Source organism: uncultured Jatrophihabitans sp., from assembly GCF_964246335.1.
GTDB lineage: Bacteria > Actinomycetota > Actinomycetes > Mycobacteriales > Jatrophihabitantaceae > Jatrophihabitans.
The window spans coordinates 1-23830 of record NZ_CAXTQF010000035.1 but is presented as its reverse complement, the minus strand read 5'-3'; the positions used below and the strand labels follow the sequence as shown (position 1 = coordinate 23830).

General features: G+C 70.2%; 23 protein-coding genes. 19 read left to right on the top strand and 4 right to left on the bottom strand.

All coding sequences use genetic code 11. The features are described 5' to 3' along the window. Positions 1-52 precede the first annotated feature (52 nt). Positions 53-709, bottom strand: a complete 657-nt coding sequence (locus ACFFCN_RS11395) for a GNAT family N-acetyltransferase (protein WP_375491679.1) — start codon at positions 707-709, stop codon at positions 53-55. Between the two features lie 23 nt (positions 710-732). On the opposite strand from ACFFCN_RS11395, the gene ACFFCN_RS11390 reads away from it, so the two are divergent. From ACFFCN_RS11390 to miaB, 6 genes are all read left to right on the top strand, one after another. Then, positions 733-924 carry a DUF3046 domain-containing protein gene (locus ACFFCN_RS11390; RefSeq protein WP_375491677.1) on the top strand — a complete coding sequence of 64 codons (192 nt, stop codon included), beginning with the start codon at positions 733-735 and terminating at the stop codon, positions 922-924. A gap of 216 nt (positions 925-1140) precedes the next feature. Further along, a complete protein-coding gene (gene recA, locus ACFFCN_RS11385) occupies positions 1141-2193 on the top strand; it encodes a recombinase RecA (protein WP_375491675.1) in 1053 nt (350 codons plus the stop codon). A gap of 2 nt (positions 2194-2195) precedes the next feature. Beyond that, positions 2196-2786, top strand: a complete 591-nt coding sequence (locus ACFFCN_RS11380; RefSeq protein WP_375491673.1) for a regulatory protein RecX — start codon at positions 2196-2198, stop codon at positions 2784-2786. Between the two features lie 271 nt (positions 2787-3057). Next, positions 3058-4653, top strand: coding sequence for a ribonuclease Y (rny, locus tag ACFFCN_RS11375; RefSeq protein WP_375491671.1), 1596 nt, complete (start codon positions 3058-3060; stop codon positions 4651-4653). Positions 4654-4655: 2 nt separating this feature from the next. Further along, positions 4656-5414: a neutral zinc metallopeptidase gene (locus ACFFCN_RS11370; RefSeq protein ID WP_375491669.1), complete on the top strand. Its 759-nt coding sequence runs from the start codon at positions 4656-4658 to the stop codon at positions 5412-5414. Between the two features lie 26 nt (positions 5415-5440). Further along, positions 5441-6865 carry a tRNA (N6-isopentenyl adenosine(37)-C2)-methylthiotransferase MiaB gene (gene miaB, locus ACFFCN_RS11365; RefSeq protein WP_375491666.1) on the top strand — a complete coding sequence of 475 codons (1425 nt, stop codon included), beginning with the start codon at positions 5441-5443 and terminating at the stop codon, positions 6863-6865. A gap of 47 nt (positions 6866-6912) precedes the next feature. On the opposite strand, the gene ACFFCN_RS11360 is transcribed toward miaB, so the two are convergent. Further along, positions 6913-8100, bottom strand: a complete 1188-nt coding sequence (locus ACFFCN_RS11360; protein WP_375491664.1) for a DUF349 domain-containing protein — start codon at positions 8098-8100, stop codon at positions 6913-6915. A 99-nt stretch (positions 8101-8199) separates the two neighbouring features. Between ACFFCN_RS11360 and miaA the strand changes: the two genes are divergently transcribed. From miaA to tatA, 4 genes are all read left to right on the top strand, one after another. Next, the gene (miaA, locus tag ACFFCN_RS11355; RefSeq protein ID WP_375491662.1) at positions 8200-9114 is read left to right on the top strand and encodes a tRNA (adenosine(37)-N6)-dimethylallyltransferase MiaA; all 915 of its coding nucleotides are present in this window, start codon (positions 8200-8202) and stop codon (positions 9112-9114) included. Continuing rightward, positions 9111-9986, top strand: a complete 876-nt coding sequence (gene dapF, locus ACFFCN_RS11350) for a diaminopimelate epimerase (protein ID WP_375491660.1) — start codon at positions 9111-9113, stop codon at positions 9984-9986. Before miaA ends, dapF begins: the two co-directional genes overlap by 4 nt. Positions 9987-10019: 33 nt before the next feature. Beyond that, positions 10020-11420 (top strand): GTPase HflX, encoded by a 1401-nt coding sequence (gene hflX, locus ACFFCN_RS11345; RefSeq protein WP_375491658.1) that lies wholly within the window; start codon positions 10020-10022, stop codon positions 11418-11420. A gap of 112 nt (positions 11421-11532) precedes the next feature. Further along, a complete protein-coding gene (gene tatA, locus ACFFCN_RS11340; RefSeq protein WP_375491656.1) occupies positions 11533-11847 on the top strand; it encodes a Sec-independent protein translocase subunit TatA in 315 nt (104 codons plus the stop codon). A 30-nt stretch (positions 11848-11877) separates the two neighbouring features. Here the strand turns inward: tatA and lexA are convergent, their stop codons facing one another. Beyond that, positions 11878-12549, bottom strand: coding sequence for a transcriptional repressor LexA (gene lexA, locus ACFFCN_RS11335; protein WP_375491711.1), 672 nt, complete (start codon positions 12547-12549; stop codon positions 11878-11880). A 355-nt stretch (positions 12550-12904) separates the two neighbouring features. On the opposite strand from lexA, the gene ACFFCN_RS11330 reads away from it, so the two are divergent. The 5 genes from ACFFCN_RS11330 to ACFFCN_RS11310 all read left to right on the top strand — a co-directional run bounded on the left by ACFFCN_RS11330 (position 12905) and on the right by ACFFCN_RS11310 (position 18408). Further along, a complete protein-coding gene (locus ACFFCN_RS11330; protein ID WP_375491654.1) occupies positions 12905-13363 on the top strand; it encodes a LysM peptidoglycan-binding domain-containing protein in 459 nt (152 codons plus the stop codon). A gap of 220 nt (positions 13364-13583) precedes the next feature. Continuing rightward, positions 13584-14045, top strand: a complete 462-nt coding sequence (nrdR, locus tag ACFFCN_RS11325) for a transcriptional regulator NrdR (RefSeq protein ID WP_375491652.1) — start codon at positions 13584-13586, stop codon at positions 14043-14045. A 109-nt stretch (positions 14046-14154) separates the two neighbouring features. After that, positions 14155-17076 (top strand): vitamin B12-dependent ribonucleotide reductase, encoded by a 2922-nt coding sequence (locus ACFFCN_RS11320; protein ID WP_375491650.1) that lies wholly within the window; start codon positions 14155-14157, stop codon positions 17074-17076. A gap of 196 nt (positions 17077-17272) precedes the next feature. Further along, a complete protein-coding gene (locus ACFFCN_RS11315) occupies positions 17273-18037 on the top strand; it encodes a HipA family kinase (RefSeq protein ID WP_375491710.1) in 765 nt (254 codons plus the stop codon). Beyond that, a complete protein-coding gene (locus tag ACFFCN_RS11310) occupies positions 18034-18408 on the top strand; it encodes a DUF3037 domain-containing protein (protein WP_375491648.1) in 375 nt (124 codons plus the stop codon). Before ACFFCN_RS11315 ends, ACFFCN_RS11310 begins: the two co-directional genes overlap by 4 nt. Positions 18409-18438: 30 nt before the next feature. On the opposite strand, the gene ACFFCN_RS11305 is transcribed toward ACFFCN_RS11310, so the two are convergent. Then, positions 18439-18828, bottom strand: coding sequence for an SRPBCC family protein (locus ACFFCN_RS11305; protein ID WP_375491646.1), 390 nt, complete (start codon positions 18826-18828; stop codon positions 18439-18441). A 67-nt stretch (positions 18829-18895) separates the two neighbouring features. Between ACFFCN_RS11305 and ACFFCN_RS11300 the strand changes: the two genes are divergently transcribed. The 4 genes from ACFFCN_RS11300 to ACFFCN_RS11285 form a co-directional block, all read left to right on the top strand. Further along, entirely contained in the window at positions 18896-19321 is a 426-nt protein-coding gene (locus ACFFCN_RS11300) for a pyridoxamine 5'-phosphate oxidase family protein (protein ID WP_375491644.1), read from the top strand. 97 nt (positions 19322-19418) lie between these two features. Beyond that, entirely contained in the window at positions 19419-20369 is a 951-nt protein-coding gene (locus tag ACFFCN_RS11295; protein ID WP_375491642.1) for an ABC transporter ATP-binding protein, read from the top strand. 38 nt (positions 20370-20407) lie between these two features. Beyond that, complete coding sequence (locus tag ACFFCN_RS11290) at positions 20408-21076, top strand: hypothetical protein (protein WP_375491709.1); 669 nt, start codon at positions 20408-20410, stop codon at positions 21074-21076. A gap of 4 nt (positions 21077-21080) precedes the next feature. Next, positions 21081-23830, top strand: a 2750-nt coding sequence (locus ACFFCN_RS11285) for a phosphoesterase (RefSeq protein ID WP_375491640.1), incomplete at its 3' end; no start/stop codon positions are given.

Here is a 23830-nt window from a genome sequence, read left to right as displayed (position 1 = left end):
GCCCCGCCCCGCAGCCCGGAGCGTGCGTGCGTGCGAGTCGTCGGCAACCGGCTCACTCGTGTGCGGCCAGGCGTTCGGTCAGGAACTTGCGAGCCGCGGGCCAGTCGTCGTCGGTCATCGAGAACTGCACCGTGGTGCGCCACGATCCGTCGCGCCGGATGCGGTGTTTGCGCATCTCCGCTTCGCGCACCGCGCCCAGTCGGGCGATGGCCGCCTGCGAGCGTTCGTTGTAGATGTCGGTGTGCCACACGACGCGCGCCGCCCCGAGCGTGTCGAACGCGTGGGTGAGCAGCAACAGCTTGGACTCGGTGTTGTGCCCGGTCCGCCACCATCGCTTGCCCAACCACGTGTGTCCGACGGCCAGCGTGCGCAACGCAGGGTCGACCTCGTAGAGCGACGTGCTGCCGGCGAACTCGTCAGTCTGCGCGTCGACCTGCGCGTACGGGAAGCGGACGCCGTGGGCGCGCGCGGCTAACCCGGCCAGCACGTCGGCGTGTGCGTCGTCGAGGGTGCGCGGCGCGCCGTCGGCGGCCGCGCCCGGGGTCGACACCCAGCGGAACACGTCCTCGGCGTCGGCGCCCGTGCCCGCGGCGGCCAGGTATCCGGCGGAGTCCTCGGCGACCATCGGCCGCAACCGGATCAGCCGTCCGGTCAGCACCGGCAGCGCGAACCACTGAGCGGCCGAGGTCGATGTCGATGTCGATGTCACGAGCGAATCGTAGAGTCGACGGCGTGCGAATTACCGAGTTCTGGCGACGCATGGGCGAGCGTTTCGGCAGCGGCTACGCGGCGAGTCTCGCGGCCGACTATCGCATCCCGCAGCTCGGCTCGACGATCGACGAGGCGCTGGCCGCCGGGGTCGAGGCCAAGGACGTCTGGCGTGCCGTGTGCGCCGAGTTCGAGATGCCCGCATCGCTGATCTGAGCCTCGGCGTGTCACCTTTCGTCGAACACGTGTTCGGCTTACGCTGGGCGCGGTGATATCCACAGCAGGTCGTCAAAAACGGTCGGTTGTCCACAATCGGGCGCGGCGCGGCGATCCTGTCGGTACCCGCCCCTAACGTCGGCACAGGCAAACAAAGCCACCACAAACGCTCACGACATCGACTGAAGAACATCGACCCAGGAAGGGTGTGCCGAGATGGCAACCAGTTTCGATCGGGACAAGGCTCTCGACGTCGCTCTGGCGCAGATCGACAAGCAGCACGGCAAGGGTGCGGTCATGCGCCTGGGCGACCGCGTGGCCGCGCCGATCGAGGTGATCCCCACCGGGTCCATCGCGCTCGACGTCGCACTCGGCATCGGCGGCCTGCCTCGCGGGCGGGTCATCGAGGTGTACGGCCCGGAGAGCTCCGGCAAGACCACGGTCGCGTTGCACGCCGTGGCCAACGCCCAGGCCAACGGGGGAGTGGCCGCGTTCATCGACGCCGAGCACGCCCTGGATCCGGATTACGCCCGCGCGCTCGGCGTGGACACCGACTCGCTGCTGGTCAGCCAGCCGGACACCGGTGAGCAGGCGCTCGAGATCGCGGACATGCTGATCCGCTCCGGTGCGCTCGACATCATCGTCATCGACTCGGTGGCCGCCCTGGTGCCGCGCGCAGAGATCGAGGGCGAGATGGGCGACAGCCACGTCGGCCTGCAGGCGCGGCTGATGAGCCAGGCACTGCGCAAGATCACCGGCGCGCTGAGCAACTCCGGCACCACGGCCATCTTCATCAACCAGCTGCGCGAGAAGATCGGCGTCATGTTCGGCAGCCCGGAGACCACCACCGGTGGCAAGGCCCTGAAGTTCTACGCCTCGGTCCGCCTCGACGTGCGTCGCATCGAGACGCTCAAGGACGGCGGTGACGCGGTCGGCAACCGCACCCGGTGCAAGGTGGTCAAGAACAAGGTGGCTCCGCCGTTCAAGCAGGCCGAGTTCGACATCGTCTACGGCGAGGGCATCAGCCGGGAAGGTTCGCTCATCGACGTCGGTGTCGAGCAGGGCCTGATCCGCAAGTCCGGTGCTTGGTACACCTACGAATCCGACCAGCTCGGGCAGGGCAAGGAGAACGTGCGCTCGTTCCTGCGCGACAACCCCGATCTCGCCGACGAGGTCGAGAAGAAGATCAAGGAGAAGCTCGGCATCGGGGCACAGGTCGACGGGTCCGGCACGCCGATCGAGCCGCTGCCCGCCCCGGTCGACTTCTAGCGGTGCCGGCGGCAGGGCGCCGGCGTCGGGCAGCTCGGTCTGCAGACGGCGCCGCGCACGCCGACGTCCCAGGCGACCCCGAGCAGCCGCTCGGCGATCCGGAGTCGGTGGCCCGCACGATCTGCCTGCGGCTGCTCGACCACCGCGCACGCAGCCGGGCGGAGCTCGAGACAGCGCTGGCCCGCAAGGGCGTACCGGGCGACGCCGCGGCGCGGGTGCTCGACCGGTTCACCGAGGTCGGGCTGATCGACGACGCGGCATTGGCGCAGTCGATGGCCGGCGCCGCGCACCGTGAGCGCGGGCTTGCCCGGCGTGCGGTCGCGGTCAAGCTGCGCCAGCGCGGCCTGACCGGTGACGTGGTCGACGACGCACTGACCACCATCGACGCCGACAGCGAGCGCACCCGTGCGTTCGAGCTGGTCCGGCGGCGCCGGGCTGCACTGACCGGCCTGCCCGTGCAGGTGGCGCAGCGGCGCCTGGTGGGCCTGCTCGGCCGCAAAGGCTATCCACCCGGGCTCGCCTACGACGTCGTGCGCACCGTCCTGGCCGACGACGCCGGCGCGGACGACATGGCCGGCTACGACCACACTTGAAAAACGGTCGGCTCGCTATAACCTCGGAGTAACCAGAGGTCACGGCCAGATAACCGACGGCGCCCCGCGAGTCGGCGCCGATGCATAACCCGACCGACGACGACGAAGGGAGACCCGCCACCCGGCAGTCCTGCCGGAACGGACCGCACGCCGGCGCCCTGAGGGCGTTCGGCCGTGCTCGCCGAAATGCGCCAAACCCCTGGTTGCCACACGCCCGCGCAAGCCGATGCCCGGCATGCCGCGCAGGCGAGGAGCCGAACAGGAGGCGCGCATGGTCGGGGTCTGGTACGCGGGGATCGCGGCGATCGTCGTTCTCGGGATCTGCTTCGCCGTCGCGCTGGCCCGTCGCCGACCTACCGAGCACGGGCAACGCGCCGACAATGCCGAGATCGCGTCGGCGTCCCGGGAGTCTCGCGCCGCCCAGGGATCGGCTACCGAAGCAGCGGCCACCGCGCAGCAAGCGGCCCTCTCGGCGCCGGTGGACGTCGATCGGCAGGAGACGCAGCGGCAGCGCGATGCACTCACCGAACGCGCGCACCGCCTCGATCAGACCGAGACCCGCCTGGACTCCCGCGAGGCACGCATCGCCGAACGTGCTGCGCAGCTGCACGAACTCGCGACCGAGCTCAACACGACCAGAACAGACCTCGACGCACGCGAACGCGCGCTGCAGACCCAGCGCGCCGAGCTCGACGACGTCGCCACCGCGGCCGAGCGCGCGCAGCGGTGCGAGCTCGAGCGCGTCGCCGGGCTGTCCAGCGCCGAGGCGAAAGCCGAGCTGCTCGTCGCGGTCGAGGCGACGTCGCGCCGTGACAGCGCGCTGCTCGCCCGCTCCATCGAGAACGAGGCCCGCGCCGAGGGCACCGAGCGGGCACGGTGGATCGTCGCCGAGGCGGTCCAGCGCGTCGCCTCCGCGCAGACCACCGAGACCGTCGTCAGCGTCCTGCACCTGCCCGCCGAGGAGATGAAGGGCCGGATCATCGGCCGCGAGGGCCGCAACATCCGCTCGTTCGAGGCCGTGACCGGCGTCAACGTGCTGATCGACGACACACCCGAGGCGGTGCTGCTGTCCTGCTTCGACCCGGTGCGCCGCGAGATCGGCCGGCTGACGCTCGAGAAGCTGATTCTCGACGGCCGCATCCACCCGCACCGCATCGAGGAGGCGCACGAGCAGAGCACCGCGGAGGTCGAGCAGCTGTGCCTGCGGGCCGCGCGCGACGCGATTGCCGAGGTCGGTGTCGGGCGCGTCGACGAGCGGCTGCTGCCGACCATCGGCCGGTTGAAGTACCGCACCAGCTACGGCCAGAATGTCCTGGCGCACCTCGTCGAGAGCGCGCACATCGCCGGCGTCATGGCCACCGAGCTGGGGGTCGAACCCACACTGGTCAAGCGCTGTGCCTTCCTGCACGACATCGGCAAGGCGCTGACGCACGAGGTCGAAGGCAGTCACGCGATCGTCGGGGCGCAGCTGCTGCGCAAGTACGGCGAGGACGAGGCCGTCGCGCACGCCGTCGAGGCGCACCACAACGAAGTACAGCCGCGCACCGTCGAGGCCGTGCTCACCCAGGCGTCCGACGCGTGCTCGGCCGCCCGGCCCGGCGCGCGACGCGAGTCGCTCGAGTCCTACGTCCAGCGGCTGTCGCGCATCGAGCAGATCGCCGCCACCCGTGAGGGCGTCGACAAGGTGTTCGCGATGCAGTCCGGGCGCGAGGTGCGGGTCATGGTGCAACCGAGCGAGGTCGACGACCTCGCCGCGTCGGTCATGGCCCGTGAGATCGCCAAGCAGATCGAGGACGAGCTGACCTACCCGGGCCAGATCCGGGTCACCGTGGTGCGCGAATCCCGCAGTACTGAGATCGCCCACTGACCGTGCGGGTGCAGGCCGCGCGCATCGGCGCGCTCGTGCTGGCGGCGGTCCTGCTGCTGGCGGCGTGCACGTCCAGCTCTGCTGCCCGGCATGCGGTAACACACGCCCTCGTGTCGACACCGGCGTCGTCCGCCTCGACCGGTCTCGGGCCGCCGCCCACGTTGACGCAGTGCGCCCGGGCCACGGCGGTCCCGGCGATCACCGACTGCCTGCGCCGCTCGGTGGCGGCCTTCTGGAGCACCGAGGTCCGTCAGCCGATCGACGAGCCCGTGCACGTCGAGGTGCCGACCGCGCAGGTACCCGAGCTGTGCCGTCGTGGCGTCGTCGCTGCCCCGGCCTTCACCTGCCGCGCGAACCTCGAGCTGTACGTCAACACGCAGCTGGTGCAGGTGATCGCCACCCGCGTGCCGGCCGCTCAGCGTGCGTACGCCTACGCGGTGGTGCAGGCGCACGAGGTCGGGCACGTCGTGCAGTTCCGGCTGCACCAGCCACAGTCTGAAAACGACGTCCCGACGGCCGCGCAGACGCGCTTCGTCGAACAACAGGCCGACTGCCTGTCCGGTGTGTGGGCCCGGCACGAGGCGGCGGGCGGCGGGCTGGACGTCGCCGCGTTCCGGCGCGTCGCCGCGCAGCTGCTCGCCATCCTCAACGTCAAGGCCGAGCAGGCCACGCACGGCACGACGCCGCAACGCCTTGCCGCCATCGACCGCGGCCTGCGCCACGGCGACCCGAAGGACTGCCAACTCGTCACCTTCAGCTGAGCGCGGCACGTACTCTCAGGCACGTCATGACTGCTCGCACGTACCAGATCCGCACCTACGGCTGCCAGATGAACGTGCACGACTCCGAGCGGCTGGCCGGGTTGCTGGAACAGGCCGGCTATGTGCGCGCCGGCACCGACGACACCGCGGATCTCGTCGTGTTCAACACGTGCGCGGTGCGGGAGAACGCGGACAACCGCCTGTACGGCAACCTTGGCCACCTGTACCCGGCGAAGGCCGCCAACCCCGACATGCAGATCGCCGTCGGGGGCTGCCTGGCGCAGAAGGACCGCGGCCGGGTCGTCGAGAAGGCGCCGTGGGTCGACGTCGTGTTCGGCACGCACAACCTCGCGGCGTTGCCCGTCCTGCTCGAACGCGCCCGGGTGCGCCGTGCGGCGCAGGTGGAGATCCACGACGCGCTGCAGAACTTCCCGTCCGAGCTGCCGACCCGCCGCGAATCACCGCACAGCGCGTGGGTGTCCGTGTCGGTCGGCTGCGACAACCGCTGCACGTTCTGCATCGTGCCGTCGCTGCGTGGCGCGGAGACCGACCGCCGGCCCGGTGACGTGCTCGCCGAGATCCGCGCGTTGGTCGAGTCCGGCGTCGTGGAGGTCACGCTGCTCGGGCAGAACGTCAACTCCTACGGCCGCAGTTTCCGCGACCGTCTCGCGTTCGGCAAACTGCTGCGCGCCTGCGGTGACATCGACGGTCTCGAACGGGTGCGCTTCACCAGTCCGCACCCGCGCGACTTCACCGACGACGTCATCGACGCGATGGCGCAGACGCCGAACGTCATGCCGCAGCTACACATGCCGATGCAGTCGGGGTCGGACGCCGTCCTGCGCGCGATGCGCCGTTCCTACCGGCAGGAGCGCTACCTGGCGATCATCGCCAAGGTGCGCGCTGCGATGCCGGATGCCGCGATCACCACGGACGTCATCGTCGGCTTCCCCGGCGAGACGGACGCCGATTTCGAGCAGACCCTGCACGCCGTGCGGCAGGCCCGCTTCGCGAGCGCGTACACGTTCCAGTACTCGAAGCGGCCGGGCACGCCCGCGGCCGAACTACCCGGCCAGCTGCCCAAGGACGTCGTGCAGGAACGCTACGAGCGGCTCATCGCGCTGCAGGAGGAGATCTCGCTCGCCGGCGCCGAGGCGTTGCGCGGCACGCGGGTCGAGGTGCTGGTGAATACGACGGACGGCCGCAAGGACGGCGTGACCGGCCGGGTTTCCGGACGCGCCCGCGACGGACGGCTGGTGCACGTCGGGACGCAGGCCGGCGCCGGTGACCTCGTCACCGCGCAGGTCACCCACGCTGCGCCGCACCATCTCGTGGCCGACGGCCAGGCCCGGGTGATCCGCCCATGGCGTGGCCGGGACACCGCAGCGCCTGCGTCGCCTGCGTCGCCTTCGCCGCAGCTGCTGTCGATCGGCGCCCGCCCCACCACCTGACCCGGCGGCCGTGATGCGGACTGGCCGCGCAGACCGGCGGGCCGGGCTCAGTCGTCGGGGAGCAGGGCGCGCCGCTGGGCGACGTCGTCCTCGGCCTTGCGGATCCGGGCGGCGTCGCCCGAGTTGCGAGCACGCTCGAGCTTCGCCTCCGCCTCGGTGAGCCGGTCACGCAGCGCGGCCAGGAACGGGTTGGACGCGGCGCCGGCCGCTCGCCACTGCGCGTCGGCCGCGTCACGCACGCGTTGTTCGGCAGCGCGCATCTGGTCGTCGAGGCGGCGCATCGCGTCGCGCGGCACGTGCCCGACGGCGTCGTAGCGTTCCTGCACGTCGCGCAACGCGGCCTGCGCCGCTTTCGGGTCGGAGATGTCGATCCCGCGAGCGGCCGCGATCAACTGCTCCTTCGTCTTCTGGTTGGCCAGCTGCTCGGCGTCGCGCTCGGCGAAGACCTCGGACCGACGGTGGAAGAAGGTGTCCTGCGCCGCGCGGAACCGCTTCCACAGCGCGTCCTCGACGTCGCGGGCGGCCCGGCCGGCGGCCTTCCACTCGGCGAGCAGGTCACGCAGGGCGGCGGCCGTCTCACGCCACTCGGTCGAGGTGGACAGCTCCTCCGCGCGGGCGATCAGCCGTTCCTTGACGTCACGAGCGGCGCCGCGTTCGGTGTCGAGCTGCGCGAAGTGCTGGCCGCGGCGCCGGCCGAACGCGTCGCGGGCGGTGGAGAAGCGTTTCCACAGCGCGTCGTCGGTCTTGCGGTCGACGCCCTTGATCGCGCGCCACTCGTCGACGATCGCGCGCAGCCGGTCGCCGGAGGCCTTCCACGACGTCGCCGACTCGGCGATCTTCTCCGCCTCGGCGGCCAGCGCCTCCTTCGCCGCGATCGCGCCGGCCCGCGCCTGCTCGCGCTGCTCGCTCGCCTCGGCGGTGCGCGCGTGCGCCGCGGCGATCACCGCGGTGAGTCGCTCGTCGAGTGCCGCGAGATTGCCGATCACGGCGGCCTCGGGCAGCTGGCCCTGCAGCGCCTGCGCCTGCTTGCGGGAGCTGGCCGGGTCGCCGGCGCCGGACTCCAGGCGCTTCTCCAGTACCCGGACCTCGGCCTCGAGGTCGTCGAAGCGACGCGTGTAGAACGCAATGCCTGCTTCGACGTCGCCGGCCTGCCACGACCCGATGGCGCGCTCGCCCTCACCGGCGCGCACGTACACGGTGCCGTCCGCGTCGATGCGGCCCCATTCGGAGCTCATGAGCTTGATTAGACACGATCGCGCCCCACAGCGCGCCTACACGGTCGGTAAAGCAGCACCCGCGCGCGGTTACGCTCGCGGGCGTGCCGGACGTGTCCAGTGGCTGATCGGCTCGTCGTGGCGGTCGTCGGGCCGACCGCCACCGGCAAGTCCGACCTGGCCGTCGAGCTGACGCAGCACCTGGACGGCGAGGTCGTCAACGCCGACTCCATGCAGCTCTACGCCGGGATGGACATCGGCACGGCCAAGCTGACGGTCGACGAGCGGCGCGGCGTCGCACACCACCTGCTCGACGTCTGGCCGATCGCCAAGTCGGCCGCGGTGGCGCAGTACCAGCAGCTTGCCCGGGCGGCGATCGACGACGTCCACGCCCGCGGCCGCACGCCGGTGCTCGTCGGCGGTTCGGGGCTTTACCTACGGGCCGCGCTGGACCGCATCGAGTTCCCCGGCGAGTCCGCGGAGGTCCGTGCCCGCCTCTACGCCGACCTCGACGCGCAGGGGCCGCATGCCCTGCACGCCCGGTTGAGCCGCAGCGATCCGGTGGCGGCCGCGGCGATCCTGCCCAGCAACGGCCGGCGGATCGTGCGCGCGTTGGAGGTCGGTGAGCTCACCGGTCGGCCGTTCCTCGCCCGGATGCCCGCGTTCGAGTCGGTGTACCCCCGCTGCGTGCAGCTGGGCCTGGACCGCCCCGATCTCGCGGACCGGGTAGAGCAGCGCGTGCACGCGATGATGGCGCAGGGCCTGCTCGACGAGGTGCGGGCACTGCTGCCGCGCGGGCTGCGTGCCAGCCCCACCGCCGGCAAGGCCCTGGGTTACGCCCAGCTGCTCGCCTGCCTGGCCGACGACGGTGCGGTCGTCGGGGACCTCGAGGACGCCGTGCAGCAGACGGTGCGCGGCACCCGGCGCTTCGTCAAACGCCAGCGGACCTGGTTCCGCCGTGACCCGCGGGTGCGCTGGCTCGACGCCGCGCAGCCGGGCCTGCTCGAGCGGGCGGTCACTACGCTGGAAGCGTGAGGTTCGTCAAAGGACACGGCACGCAGAACGACTTCCTGCTGCTGCCCGACCTCGACGGCGAGATCGACCTCACACCGGCAGCGGTCCGAGCTGTCTGCGACCGCCGCGCCGGCATCGGCGCCGACGGCGTGCTGCGCGTCGTCCGGGCCGCCAAGCACCCCGAATCCGCGGACCTCGCGGCCGACGCGAAGTTCTTCATGGACTACCGCAACGCCGACGGCAGCGTCGCCGAGATGTGCGGAAACGGGGTTCGCGTTTTTTTGCGGTATCTCATCGCGGCCGGGCTCGTTGAGCAGAGTGCGGCGGTGGCGACTCGCGGCGGGATCCGAAGTGCGCGAGCCCTAGGGGACGGAAACGTTTCTGTACAGATGGGCTTGCCCCGGTTCCTCGCCGACCGGCCGATCGTCACCGCCGCGTCAACTTCGGTGGCGCAGTTGCCGCCGCTCGAGGCGACGGCGCTGCTCGTGCCGAACCCGCACGTCGTCGTCGAACTCCCGGACACCGACACCCTCGACGCGCTCGACCTGCGCGCAGCCCCGGTTGTCGAAGCGCCGTTGCCGGACGGGCAGAACGTGGAGTTCGTCGTGCGGCGCGGTCCGCGGCACCTGGCGATGCGGGTGCACGAGCGCGGGTCGGGGGAGACCCGCTCGTGCGGCACCGGCATCTGCGCGGCAGCCGTGGCGCTCGCGCGCACAGACCCCGAGCCGGTCGAGGGTCCGACCCGCTGGCGCGTCGACGTCCCCGGCGGCACGTGCGAGGTCGCGTGGGGCCCCGACGGCGAGCTGGAACTCCTCGGCCCGGCGGTGCTGGTCGGCGAGGTCGACATCGACGAACGCTGGCTCGCTGAACAGCAGATCGAGCACGGGCGGTAATGGTTGGCGTCGCGTGTGACCATGGATGGTGACATGAGTGAACCCGTCGAGACCGTGACCGAGCAGCTCGGACAGGACCTGGCGGACCGGCAGGCCCTGCGCCGGGTCGTCGGGCTGTCGACCGAGCTGCACGACATCACCGAGGTCGAGTACCGGCAGCTGCGCCTCGAACGCGTCGTCCTCGTCGGCGTGTGGACGACCGGCACCCTGGCCGAGGCCGAGAACTCGCTGGCCGAGCTCGCCCGGCTCGCCGAGACGGCCGGCTCGCAGGTGCTCGACGCGTTGATGCAGCGTCGCGACAAGCCCGACGCCGCCACCTACATCGGGTCGGGCAAGGCCAAGGAGCTGCGCGACGTCGTCGCGGCGACCGGCGCCGACACGGTGATCTGCGACGGCGAGCTGACCCCGGGCCAGCTCGGCCAGCTCGAGGGCGTCGTCAAGGTGAAGGTCGTCGACCGCACCGCGCTGATTCTCGACATCTTCGCCCAGCACGCCCGCTCCAAGGAGGGCAAGGCGCAGGTCGAGCTCGCCCAGATGCAGTACCTGCTGCCGCGACTGCGCGGCTGGGGCGAATCGCTGTCCCGCCAGGTCGGCGGACGGGCCGCCGGCGGGCTCGGCATCGGCGGCCGCGGCCCGGGTGAGACGAAGATCGAGATCGACCGCCGGCGGATCAACTCCCGGATGGCCAAGCTGCGCCGCGAGCTCGCGGGCATGAAGACCGCCCGGGACGTCAAACGCGCCCGCCGTGACGCCCGGCAGGTTCCGGCGGTTGCCCTGGCCGGCTACACGAACGCCGGGAAGTCCTCACTGCTCAACCGGCTGACCGATGCGGGGGTGCTCGTGGAGAACGCGCTGTTCGCCACCCTCGACCCCACGGTGCGCCGTGCCGAGACCGCCGACGGCCGCGTCTACACGCTCAGTGACACCGTCGGGTTCGTCCGGCACCTGCCGACGCAGCTCGTCGAGGCGTTCCGCTCGACGCTCGAGGAGGTCGCCGAGGCCGATTTGCTGCTGCACGTCGTGGACGCCTCCGACCCCGACCCGCAGGCACAGATCTCGGCAGTGCACGACGTGCTGGCCGAGATCGATGCGCTCGACGTGACCGAGCAGCTGGTGTTCAACAAGATCGACGCCGCGGCACCGGAAACGGTGCTGCAGCTACGCGCACTCGCTCCCGACGCGGTGTTCGTGTCGGCGCGCACCGGCGTCGGCCTGGACGACCTGCGCGCCTGTATCGACGCGCGGCTGCCGCGCCCGGAGATCGAGGTGACCGCGCTGGTGCCCTACACCCGCGGCGATCTGGTGGCACGGGTGCACGAGCGCGCCGAAGTCCTGCACACCGAGCACCTGGCCGCCGGCACGCTGGTGCACGCGCGGGTGGGCGGCGCGCTCGCACGCGCGCTCGAACCTTTTGTCTGCGACGGCGCGGGCTGAGTTGGCCAGCCGTTCACCGGCCTGGTGCGAACACGGCGGGTAGTCTGGGCCTGTCGGGCGCTGACTCAACGTCGTCAAGGAGACACCGGTGGAATTCTTCAGCCCAGGTCACTTGATCGTCCTGGCGATCGTGGTGGCGTTCCTGTTCTTCGGTTGGAAGCAGTTGCCGGATATGGCCCGCTCGCTCGGCCGTTCGCTGCGCGTGTTCAAGACCGAGGTCAAGGGCATGAGCGCCGACGACAAGGCCCGCGAGGACGCGAACCAGGCCTCGCAGGAGCCTGCGGCCATCGAGGCGCCGAAGGTCACCCGCATCGACCCTGAACCGCGCGTGACGCAACCGCGCCAGCCGGTCGCTGCGAGCCGTCCCCGGCCGGCGCCCCGGCAGGACGCTCAGGCGCCTGCCGACCGGCCCGACTCGCCCAGCTGAATCCCGGTCCGGCGTCTCCGCCGGTAATCCTCAGACGCGGCGCAGTACCGACACGACCTTGCCGAGGATCGTTGCGTCGTCGCCGTCGATCGGGGAGTACGCCGGATTGTGCGGCAGCAGCCAGACGTGCCCGTCGCGGCGCTGCAGCGTCTTGACCGTCGCCTCGCCGTCGAGCAGGGCAGCCACGATGTCGCCGTTGTCGGCGGTCTGTTCCTGACGGACGACCACCCAGTCGCCGTCGGTGATCGCCGCGTCGACCATCGAGTCGCCGACCACCTTGAGCATGAACAGCGTCCCTTCGCCGACCAGTGACTTGGGCAGCGGCAGCACGTCCTCGATGACCTGCTCGGCGAGGATCGGGCCGCCCGCGGCGATCCGCCCGACCACGGGCACGAACACCGGCGTCTCGCCGGCTTGCTCGGCGTCGCTGGCGCTGGCGCGCCGCGCACTCTTGCGCTTGTCCTTGGCCGTCTCGGCGGGACCGCGCACGTCGACGGCGCGCGGGCGGTTCGGGTCGCGGCGCAGGAAGCCCTTGCGCTCGAGCATCGCCAGTTGGTGGGCGACGCTCGAGGTGGACGCGAGGCCGGCGGACTCGCAGATCTCGCGGATGCTCGGCGGGTAGCCGCGCTGCTCGACCGATTCGCGGATGACGTCGAGGATCGCCTGCTGGCGCCGGGTCAGTCCGGTGACCGGGTCCGGCATCTCGGTGACCTTCGGCCGCCCCGGGCGGCGGCGCGGTTCCCCGCTTGCCGGGTCGCCGGCGGCCGCCTTCGTGCGGCTTGCCGGTGTGCCGGTGCCAGCCGTGCCGGTGCTGTTCTTCGCCACGTTCGTCGCCTCATTTCGCGCTGGGTGCGCACCGCCAGATACCCGCGACGGGATGCAGTGCGTCGTCTGTGAACGTAGCTGCCACGCAGCGGCAACTCAAACATTTGTTCGAACGACACGCCGCTGCCGATGGTTTTTGTCGGACCCCGCTGGTACACATTCGATCAGACGTTCTATCGAATACACGTTCGACGGTCGAGCCGTCCGTTCGAGTCGACCACTGGAGGTCACGATGTCTGCAGCAACCGAGTTCGCCCCGACAGTGCGCATCACCGGCGCGCGCAGCCAGGCCTTGGCGTTGGTGCCCGATTCCGTGCCCCTGGCGCCACCTCGACCGGCGCGCCCGGACCGGCTGGGCGCGAGCATCAGCGTCCTGCATCGCCCGCAGTCGCCGGCGCAGGCCGCGCCGTTGCGCCTCACCCGCCGCGGCGTCCTGGTGCTCGCCGCGCTCGTCGGCGCGCTCGCCATGGCGCTGCTTTGGGCGGGCGCCAGCTCGGCACGCTCCGACGCTGCCGCTGGCGCGCCTGCGCGCGTGCGGGCGGTGACGGTCGTCCCGGGCGACACGTTGTGGTCGATCGCGAGTCGAGTGGCGCCCGGTCGCGACCCGCGCGCCGAGGTCGCGGCGTTGCAGCACCGCAACCACCTGTCCGGGGCGGATCTGGTGCCCGGCCAGCAGCTTCGGGTGCCGTAACTCGAGCAGGTCGGCGCAATCGCGTCCGATTCCGCCCGCGTTTCGCTCTTGCGGAACAACGCGCAGCGCTCTACGGTTCACCCCTACATGTAGTAGTTACACCGTTGTGCTTCGTCCACAAGTTGGGGTTCTCGGTCCACAGAATCGTCCGTCGGTCCACAGCACGATCCCCAACTTGTCGACAGTTTCGTCCACAGCACGAGTCCGTAGGAGGTGCCCGATGCGTTGTCCGTATTGCCGGCACCCCGACTCGCGCGTCGTCGACTCCCGCGAGCAGGACGAAGGCCAGGTCATCCGCCGCCGGCGCTCGTGCCCTGATTGCGGCCGGCGGTTCACCACCGTCGAGGAAGCGACGCTCGCGGTCATCAAGCGCAGCGGCGTCACCGAGCCGTTCAGCCGCGCCAAGGTGATCAGCGGCGTACGGCGCGCCTGCCAGGGCCGTCCGGTCGACGACGACCAGCTCGCCCAGCTGGCGCAGACCGTCGATGAAGCGATCCGCGCCACCGGTGTCGCCGAGGTGCCCAGCGACGAGGTCGGCCTGGCCATCCTCGGGCCGCTGCGTGACCTCGACGAGGTCGCGTTCCTGCGCTTCGCGTCCGTGTACCAGGCCTTCACCTCCGCCGAGGACTTCGAGAAGGCGATCGTCGACCTGCGTGCCGGCGCGCCGCCGCGCGACCCCTGACATCAGCCGGCGACGGTGCCGCTCCGCAGGCACTGCGCCGGACCAGCATCACCCGCTCGAGATCCACCTGCCAGCTCCTCACCCAGCGCCCGACCGGAAGGACCAGTCCATGACCGAGGCCGACGTCACGCGTGCGATCAAGCGCGCCGGTTCGACGACCGACACCATCGCGACCAGCGCCGCGCCGACATACCCGGCCGACGGCCTGCGCGTCGAGCGCGTCTACACCACCGCAGGTGTGCACCCCTACGACGAGGTCACCTGGGAACGGCGCGACGTCGTCATGACCAATTGGCGCGACGGTTCGGTCAATTTCGAGCAGCGCGGCGTCGAGTTCCCGGACTTCTGGTCGGTCAACGCGGCCAACATCGTCACGACCAAGTACTTCCGCGGCGCCGTGGGCACCGACGCGCGGGAGTGGTCGCTGCGCCAGCTCATCGACCGCGTCGTGCACTCCTACCGCGAGGGTGGTGAGCTGCACGGTTACTTCGGGTCGCCCGCGGACGCCGAGATCTTCGAGCACGAGCTCACATGGATGCTGTTGCACCAGGTCTTCAGCTTCAACTCACCGGTGTGGTTCAACGTCGGCACCGCATCGCCGCAGCAGGTCAGCGCGTGCTTCATCCTGGCCGTCGACGACACCATGGACTCGATCCTCAACTGGTATCGCGAGGAAGGCCTGATCTTCAAGGGCGGCTCGGGTGCCGGGCTCAACCTCTCGCGCATCCGCAGCTCTAAGGAACTGCTGTCCTCCGGCGGCACCGCGTCCGGTCCGGTGTCGTTTATGCGCGGCGCGGACGCCTCGGCCGGCACGATCAAGTCCGGCGGCGCCACGCGGCGGGCGGCGAAGATGGTCGTGCTCGACATCGACCACCCGGACATCGTCGAGTTCGTGCAGACCAAGGCGCGCGAGGAGAACAAGATCCGCGTCCTGCGCGACGCCGGTTACGACATGGACCTCGGCGGTTCGGACATCACCTCGGTGCAGTACCAGAACGCCAACAACTCGGTGCGCGTCAGCGACGAGTTCATGCGCGCCGTCGAGGGTGGCAACGACTTCGGCCTGCGGGCACGCAGCACGCACGAGGTCATCGAGTCCGTCGACGCCAAGGACCTGTTCCGCCAGGTCGCGCAGGCGGCGTGGGAGTGCGCCGATCCGGGCATCCAGTACGACGACACCATCAACGACTGGCACACCAATCCGGAGACCGGCCGCATCACGGCGTCCAACCCGTGCTCGGAGTACATGAGCCTGGACAACACGTCCTGCAACCTGGCGTCGCTGAACCTGATGAAGTTCCTCGGCGCCGACAACGTCTTCGACGCGGGCAAGTTCGTCAAGGCCGTCGAGCTGATCATCACCGCGATGGACATCTCGATCTGCTTCGCCGACTTCCCGACCGAGGCGATCGGCGTCAACACCAGGGCCTACCGGCAGCTGGGCATCGGCTACGCCAACCTCGGTGCGCTGCTCATGGCCTCGGGCCTGGCCTACGACTCCGACGGCGGCCGCGCGCTGGCCGGCGCCATCACCTCGCTGATGACCGGCGTCGCCTACCGCCGCTCGGCCGAGCTCGCCGGCGTGGTCGGCCCGTACGAGGGCTACGCGCGCAACGCCAAGGCGCACGCCCGGGTCATGCGCAAGCACGCCGCCGCCAACGACACCGTGCGTTCGCTGCACGACAACGACCGCGCGGTGCTCGCCGTCGCCACCGACGAGTGGGCCAGGGGCAACAAGCTGGGCGAGACGAACGGCTGGCGCAACGCGCAGGCCTCAGTGCTCGCGCCCACCGGCACCATCGGCCTGATGATGGACTGCGACACGACGGGCGTGGAGCCCGACCTCGCACTGGTGAAGTTCAAGAAGCTGGTCGGCGGCGGCTCGATGCAGATCGTCAACCAGACGGTGCCGCGTGCGCTGCGGGCGCTGGGCTATCAGGAGGAGCAGCTCGAGGCGATCGTCGAGTACATCGCCGAGCACGGGCACGTCGTCGACGCGCCGGGCCTGCGCCCGGAGCACTACGAGGTGTTCGACTGCGCCATGGGCGCGCGGGCCATCAAGCCGATGGGCCACGTGCGGATGATGGCCGCGGCGCAGCCGTTCCTGTCCGGCGCGATCTCCAAGACGGTCAACCTGCCGGAGACGGCCACCGTCGAGGACATCCAGGACGTCTACTTCCAGGGCTGGCAGCTCGGCCTCAAGGCGCTCGCCGTCTATCGCGACAACTGCAAGGTCGGCCAGCCGTTGTCCGCGGGCAAGGAGGCCAAGAAGACCGAGTCGGCGAAGGCCGAGCCCGAGAAGGTCATCGAGTACCGCCCCAAGCGCACCCGGCTGCCCAAGTCGCGCCCGTCGAAGACGACGTCGTTCACCGTCGGCGGTGCCGAGGGCTACATGACCGCCGGCTCCTACCCCGACGACGGGCTCGGCGAGGTGTTCCTGAAGCTCGGCAAGCAGGGTTCGACGCTCGCCGGTGTCATGGACGCGTTCTCGATCGCGATCTCGATCGCCATCCAGTACGGCGTGCCGCTCGAGACGTACGTGCAGAAGTTCACGAACATGCGCTTCGAGCCGGCCGGTCTCACCGACGACCCGGACATCCGGATGGCGCAGTCGATGCTCGACTACATCTTCCGCCGGCTGGCGCTGGACTACCTGCCGTTCGACGAGCGAGCTGCGCTGGGCATCTACACCGCCGCCGAGCGGACGCGCCAGCTCGAGACCGGTTCTTACGAGCCGATCGCGGATGCCGACGACGCAGAGCTCGAGACGATGGCGCAGTCGGCGCCGGTCGCGCGCACCGTGGTGGCAGACGTCGAGACGGATGAGGCCGACCAGGACCTCGCCGACCCGGTGGTCGCCGAGACCGCTACCTCAGCGCCGGCCGGGGTGCACACCTCGACCGAACTGCTGGAGTCGCTGACCGGCAGCTCAGCGGACGCGCCGCTGTGCATGAACTGCGGCACGAAGATGCGCCCGGCGGGCAGCTGCTTCGTCTGCGAGGGCTGCGGCAGCACCAGCGGCTGCAGCTGATCGATCGAGCTGCGTCTGAGCTGACACTCGCGCTACCGCCCCGGCCCGCACGACGCGGGTCGGGGCGGCGGCGTGTCGGGCCGCGTCCGGACGCTACGGACACGAGCGGGGGGCCGGTCTCGCGCGGATCGACGTAAGCTGCGGCGTCGTGACGACTGCGCTGCCGACGGTGGCGGCCACGCGATACGTGACGCCGATGCGCGAGGGCGGCTCGTTGCCGGGCCTGATGGAGGCCGACGACCTCGGCACCTACGTCGTCAAGTACACCGGCGCCGGGCAGGGCCGCAAGGCGCTGGTGGCCGAGGTCATCGCCGGTGAGCTGGCACGCGGGCTGGACCTGCCGGTACCTGCGTTGGTGGTGGTCGACGTCGACCCGGTGCTGGCCGCGAACGAGCCGGACGCCGAGGTGCAGTACCTGCTGCGCCGCAGTGCAGGCCACAACCTCGGCGTGGACTACCTGCCGGGGGCGCTGGACCTCGACATCGGCGCGTTCGCGGTCGACCCGGTTTTCGCCGGTCGGGTGCTGTGGTTCGACGCGCTGGTGGGCAACGCCGACCGTTCCTGGCGCAACCCGAACATGCTGTTCTGGCACGGCGCGCCGTACCTCATCGACCACGGGGCAACGCTGACGTTCCAGCACAACTGGGCGAATGTCGACGCCGCGGTGACCCGGGTCTACGACGCCGCCGACCATGCGCTGCTGGGTTGCCGCCCGGAGATCGCCGAGGTCGGCGTGCCGTCCGACGTCATCGAATCCGCCGTCGCGCTCGTGCCGGACGAGTGGCTGGCCGACGAACCCGGTTTCGCCGATGTCGCTGCGGTTCGCAGCGCATTCGTCGCGTTCCTGACCACGCGCGTTGCCGCGCAGGACGACTGGTTGCCGGCGTTGCGCGCGGCCGTGGCCGCCGGGCCGGCGCCCCGCCGCACCGTGCGACCCACCCGGCCGGAGTGGTTGCGATGACGAGATATGCGTTCGAGTACGTCGTCCTGCGTGTCGTGCCGCGTGTCGAGCGCGGCGAGTCGATCAATGCCGGCGTCCTCGTCTACTGCCGCGACGTCGACTATCTCGGTGCGGCGGTGCACCTGGACCGCGCGCGGCTCGAAGCGCTCGACCCGACCGTCGATGTCGCGGCCGTTAAGGCCGTGCTGGCCTCGGTCACCGACAGCTGCGAGCGCAGCGAGACCGACCACGGTGCGTTGTTCCGCTGGCTCACCGCGCCGCGCAGCACCGTCGTCCAGGCAGGACCGGTGCACACCGGATTGACGACGGACCCGGCGGCCGAGCCCGCGCGGCTGCTGCAGTTGTTGGTGCTGCCGGTCGGGCGGTCGTGAGCACTCACCCTGGGAGCCTGGGCCGCCCTGTCACCCGGCCGGCTCGACGATGCCCTTGATGTTGTCCAGCGTCTGCTCCAGCCCGTCCTGGATCTCCGGGCCGGAGGCGCGTTCGGTGGACAGCACCACCGTCACCGTCGACCCCATACCGCTGCGCCTGACGTTCAGCTCGCCGTGGTAGTCGTTCGGACCCTCACTGCCCCACGAGAGCGACCGTGCGTCGTTGTCGATGTGGAACCAGGCGTCGCCCTCGACGGTGCGATCGCCGAGATCGGCCACAACGTGCACCTCCTCCTCGTCGCCGGCCTCGGCGGAGGTCATCCGCTCGAAGTAGCGCGGCAGGTTGGCGACGTCGCTCAGGTAGTGGAACGTCTCGTCGGGGTCGGCTCCGACCTCGACACTCGCTTCGTAGTCGGCCATGTATTGCGATTACCCCGACTGAGCGGTCGTCACGCCGTACGGTCGCCGGTGTGCTGGTGACGGTCGGATGAAACTGGACGAGCAGCGGGCCCGGTCGCTGCTGGCCGAGCACGTCCACGGTGTCCTGTGCACGCTGCACCCGCGGCGCGGGCCCGACCCGCAGCCCGTCGTCTACGCGGTGGGCGATGATCACGTCGGCGTGCCGATCGACCGTGTCAAGCCCAAGTCCTCGAGCCGCCTGCAGCGCGAGGAGAACCTGGCCGGGGACCCGCGCGCGTCCCTGCTCATCGAGCACTGGGAAACCGCGGACTGGTCACGGCTGTGGTGGGTGCGGGCGGAACTCGAGCACGTACCGGAACCGCCGGCGGCAATGGTGGACGACCTCGCCGATCGGCTGTCGCGGACCGTCGCGCAGTACGCCGACAAACCTTTTCATCGGCTGCTGGTCTGCCGGATCGTTGCCGTCACCGGGTGGTCCGGCGAGCAGGACTGACGCGCGCCGCCCGGGTCAACCCATTGGCCAGTGTCCGGTAACGCGTTGTTCGCCCAAGTAGTGCTGGTTGTCCTTTTTGCGCCCATAGCTTCACGACGTGGATTCATCGCCGGCCGTGCGAGCGCGCGGTATCGGCAAGTCGTTCGGTGAGGTCATCGCGCTCGACGGCGTCGACCTCGACCTTGCCGCCGGGCAGATCCACGGGCTGGTCGGCCCGAACGGCGCCGGCAAGACCACGCTGCTGGGCCTGTTGCTGCAACTGGCGCTGCCCGACACCGGCACCCTGGAGATTCTCGGCCGGCCCGTCGGGCGGGGGCTGGAGCTGCCCGACGGCGTGGCCGGGTTCGTCGACGGCCCCGGGCTCTATCCATCGCTCACCGCTCGGCGCAACCTCGCCGCGTCGGCCCGGTTGCGCGGCAGCGACGGCCGTGGCATCGACGAAGCGCTGGCCCAGGTCGGCCTGACCGACGTCGCCGACGACCGGGTGCGCGGCTTCTCCCTCGGCATGCGTCAACGCCTCGGATTGGCCGCCGCGCTGCTGAGCCAGCCGCGACTGCTGGTGCTCGACGAGCCGGCCAACGGTCTCGACCCGGCCGGCACCCGGCAGGTGCACAGGGTGCTCACCCGGCTGGCGGCCAACGGCACGGCGATCGTGCTCTCCAGCCACCGCATGGACGATCTCGCTGCGTTGTGCAGCGAGGTGACGATCCTGTCGACCGGACGCGTGGTGTTCTCCGGCCCGATCCGCAAGCTGGCCGCCGAGGTGGGTGAACTGGACTACCGCCTGCGGTGCTCGGACATCGACGCGGCACGGCCAGTCGTGGATCGGGCACCCGGCGTCCGTGCGTTGCCCGACGACGAACTGCAGCAACGGCACGACGGCGAGGCGCTGCTCGTGCGCGGTGCGATGGTGTGCCTGGAAGAGCTGGTCGCCCGCTTGGTCGAAGCCGGAGTGGCGGTGCGGGAGTTCGCACCCGTCATGTCACCGCTGGAGGCGGCGTTCCTGGCGCTGACCGATTCCGGGCCCGGGCAGGACGGGGACGAGTAGTGCCGACAGCCACCGCCGCGCCGCCGGCCGTCTCCCAGATGTCGGCCGGCCCCGAGGCGCACCCTGCCCTGTTGCGCAACGGTTACCGTTTCGAACTGCTCAAGCTGCTCTCCCAGTGGCGCATCCGCATCGTCTTCCTCGCCTGTCTGATCGCGCCCGGTGGCTTCGTCGCCGTCGTCGGTCAGCAGAGCTCACTCCCCGCGGACACGGTCTTCGGCCGCTGGATGCACGAGACCGGCTGGGCCGGACCGCTGGTTGCGTTGTTCGCCGTCAGCGTCGCGGTGGTCGCCGCGACGACGTCCGCCTCGAGTTCCGGCGTCGAGCGCGCGAAGGTCGATCGTTCGCTGGCCACCGCCTACGCCCACATCTACCGGTTACAGACGCGTGAGCTGCACCGCCCGGACGTGACCGAGGCGCAGCTGCGGACCAGCGCGTCGTGCGACAAGGGCGGTGCGCCCGTCGCCGACAGCGGGCCGGGCAACGACTGGCGTTGTGTCGTCCACTGGCACATCCCCGGCGCCACGGTGACCGGCTACGCGATCTACCAGCTCGACATCAACCCGGACGGGCGTTACGTCGCGGACGGGGACGGTCCGGTGTCGGTCAACGGCTTCTTCCAGGTGCACACCCCGCACGGCGATACGCCCAACCCCCTCTGGCAGTTCGACGGCCTCGTCGACCTGCTCGATACCCCTCCGAAGGGATGACCCGATGCAGGTGACACGACGCCGGCGCACCACCACGCGCCGCTTGGGTTTGCGCGGACGGCGCACGACGGTCGTCCTGGTGGCCTCGGCCGCCGTCGTGCTCGCGGGCGCCGGTGCGGCCGTCGCGGACACCACCGTCTTCGGCCACCAGCAGGTCGGCAAGACCTACAAGAACGGTCTGCAGGTGTCCGCCGACCAGACGATCAAGCCGCTCGGCAAACGGCTGTCCACGCCCTACGGCAAGTTCATGGGGTCGTCGGTCAGCCCGGACGGGCACTACCTCGCCGCCAGCAGCACCGACAAGTCCGTGGTGCTGCAGGTGTTCGACCTCGACAGCTACCGGCTCATCTACACCGTCGGGTCTGCGAGCTTCGTGAACCAGAAGCTGACCGACCCCACCGTCGGGCAGGAAGGCCCGATCTATTCGCCGGACGGCAAGTACCTGTGGCTGTCGCAGCAGGACGAGCTGACCAGATTCCCGGTGAACAGCGACGGCACGCTCGGCGCTCCGACCGCCGTACCGCTGGCGCAGGTCGACGACCACTCGGCGCTGCCCGGCAAGCCGGTCTACTCCAGCGACGGTTCGACGCTGTACGTACCGCTGAACGGGCAGAACACGGTGGTGGCGCTGGACGCGACGACCGGTCAGATCAAGAAGACCTGGAAGGTCGGCATCGCGCCCCGCGAGATCATCCTTGCCGGGCACAAGCTGTACGTGTCGGACGAGGGCGGCCGCACGGCGAAGTCGGGGGAGTCGACGATCAACTCCTACGGCAGCAAGGTCCCGGCGAACACCTACCTCGGCACGTCGACCACCGGCACGCTGAGCGTCATCGACACGTCCCAACCGTCGGCGGCGGTCGCCAGCATTCCGGTGCAGCAGCATCCCACGGCCATGTACCACCGGGGCAACGCGTTGTTCGTCGCCAACACCAACAGCGACACGGTGTCGATCGTCGACACGGTGAAGAACAAGGTCGTGCAGACGGTGGACACCCGGCCCTGGGCCAGGTCGAGCGTCGGCTACGAGCCGACCGGCATCACCCTGACCCAGGACAAGCACTTGCTGGTGACACTCGGGCGCGCGAACGCCGTGGCCGTCTTCACCTACGCGGGCAGCCCGCAACAACCGGTCAGCTACCTCGGTCTGCTGCCGACGGATTACTTCCCGGCTGCCGTGGCGATGTCAGGTAAGAACATCGTTGTCACGAATACGCGCGGAGTCGACGCGCGCGGTCCGCAGCTGACCATCGCGAAGGGCGCGGGTACAGCGCCGGCCACCGGCTACAACACGCACGGCACCACGGCTTCGTTGACCCGGTTCACATTGCCGAGTGATCGCCAGATTGCCTCGTACACAGCGCAGGTGTACGCGCAGAACGGCTGGACGGCTCGCGATGCCGCCAGGGAGACGGGCAAGAAGGCGGCGCCGGTACCCGTGCCCAAGCTGCTGGGCGACCCGTCGACGATCAAACACGTGTTCCTGCTGGTCAAGGAGAACCGGTCGTACGACCAGGTCTACGGCGACATCGCGCGCGGCAACGGCGACCCGAACCTCGCGCAGTTCGGCCAGAAGGTCACGCCGAACCAGCACGCGATGGCCAAGCAGTTCGGCCTCTACGACAACCTCTACGACATTGGCACGAACTCGGCCGAGGGCCACAACTGGTTGATGCAGGGCGACGACCCCGAATACACCGAGTCGTCCGCCGGCGAGTACATCCGCAGTTACGACACGGAGGATGACGTCCTCGGCCACCAACGCTCCGGTTTCCTGTGGACGGCGGCGGAGTCTGCCGGCAAGACCGCCCGCGATTACGGTGAGTTCACGCAGTTCCTGACCAAGCCGGCCGACGCGACCTGGCAGAAGTACTACTGCGTGGCCAAGGACGTCGATACCGGCGGCGATCCGAGTCAGCTGTCCGACCCGTCGGTCAAGTCGGACACCGAGTCGCCGATCCCGTCGCTGAACAAGATCGACGACCACCTGTACCCGAAGTTCGACACCGACATCCCGGACCTGTACCGGTACGACGTCTGGAAGCAGGACTTCGAGAAGAACGGCCCGGCCAACCTGAACATGTTCTGGCTCTCGAGCGACCACACCGGCGGCACGCCGGACCCCGAGGCGCAGGTGGCCGACGGTGACCTCGCCACCGGCAAGATCGTCGACGAGATCTCGCACAGCAAGTACTGGAAGGACTCCGCGATCTTCGTCGTGGAGGACGACAGCCAGGACGGCGTCGATCACGTGGACGGCCACCGCGCGCCGGTCCAGATCATCAGCCCGTGGTCGCTGCACAACAAGGTGGACAGCACTTACTACACGCAGATCACGCTGGTTCGTACGATCGAGCAGATCCTCGGGGCGGCGCCGCTGAACCAGAAGCTGGCGGCGGCGACGCCGATGTCCGGTGCCTTTACGAACAAGCCGAACTACGCGCCGTTCAACGCGGTGCCCAACCAGGTGCCACTCACCGAGGGCGTCGCCACCCCGCCGGATTGCGGGCTGGACACGTTGGGGCAGAAGGGTGTCGCCGCGCAGCGGGTCGATTCGAAGGCAGCCGCGCAGGCTGCGGTGCCGTCCGCGCAGCAACACGTCGCGGCGCTGTGGCAGCAATGGCGCAGCAAGCAGCGGTTCACCGGTGACGCCGCGGTTCCCGACTACGCGGACCCTGAGCAGATGAACCGCTACACCTGGTACCAGGCCCACCAGTGGACCAAGCCGTACCCGGGCGACCCGAAGATCTACGC

What these genes read in the sequence shown, in the direction of transcription:
- recA (WP_375491675.1), top strand. Translation starts at nt 1,141, where the DNA reads ATGGCAACCAGTTTCGATCGGGACAAGGCTCTCGACGTCGCTCTGGCG.
- rny (WP_375491671.1), top strand. Translation starts at nt 3,058, where the DNA reads ATGGTCGGGGTCTGGTACGCGGGGATCGCGGCGATCGTCGTTCTCGGG.
- miaB (WP_375491666.1), top strand. Translation starts at nt 5,441, where the DNA reads ATGACTGCTCGCACGTACCAGATCCGCACCTACGGCTGCCAGATGAAC.
- ACFFCN_RS11360 (WP_375491664.1), bottom strand. Translation starts at nt 8,100, where the DNA reads ATGAGCTCCGAATGGGGCCGCATCGACGCGGACGGCACCGTGTACGTG.
- hflX (WP_375491658.1), top strand. Translation starts at nt 10,020, where the DNA reads ATGAGTGAACCCGTCGAGACCGTGACCGAGCAGCTCGGACAGGACCTG.
- lexA (WP_375491711.1), bottom strand. Translation starts at nt 12,549, where the DNA reads ATGCCGGACCCGGTCACCGGACTGACCCGGCGCCAGCAGGCGATCCTC.
- ACFFCN_RS11330 (WP_375491654.1), top strand. Translation starts at nt 12,905, where the DNA reads ATGTCTGCAGCAACCGAGTTCGCCCCGACAGTGCGCATCACCGGCGCG.
- nrdR (WP_375491652.1), top strand. Translation starts at nt 13,584, where the DNA reads ATGCGTTGTCCGTATTGCCGGCACCCCGACTCGCGCGTCGTCGACTCC.
- ACFFCN_RS11320 (WP_375491650.1), top strand. Translation starts at nt 14,155, where the DNA reads ATGACCGAGGCCGACGTCACGCGTGCGATCAAGCGCGCCGGTTCGACG.
- ACFFCN_RS11315 (WP_375491710.1), top strand. Translation starts at nt 17,273, where the DNA reads ATGCGCGAGGGCGGCTCGTTGCCGGGCCTGATGGAGGCCGACGACCTC.
- ACFFCN_RS11310 (WP_375491648.1), top strand. Translation starts at nt 18,034, where the DNA reads ATGACGAGATATGCGTTCGAGTACGTCGTCCTGCGTGTCGTGCCGCGT.
- ACFFCN_RS11305 (WP_375491646.1), bottom strand. Translation starts at nt 18,828, where the DNA reads ATGGCCGACTACGAAGCGAGTGTCGAGGTCGGAGCCGACCCCGACGAG.
- ACFFCN_RS11300 (WP_375491644.1), top strand. Translation starts at nt 18,896, where the DNA reads ATGAAACTGGACGAGCAGCGGGCCCGGTCGCTGCTGGCCGAGCACGTC.
- ACFFCN_RS11290 (WP_375491709.1), top strand. Translation starts at nt 20,408, where the DNA reads ATGTCGGCCGGCCCCGAGGCGCACCCTGCCCTGTTGCGCAACGGTTAC.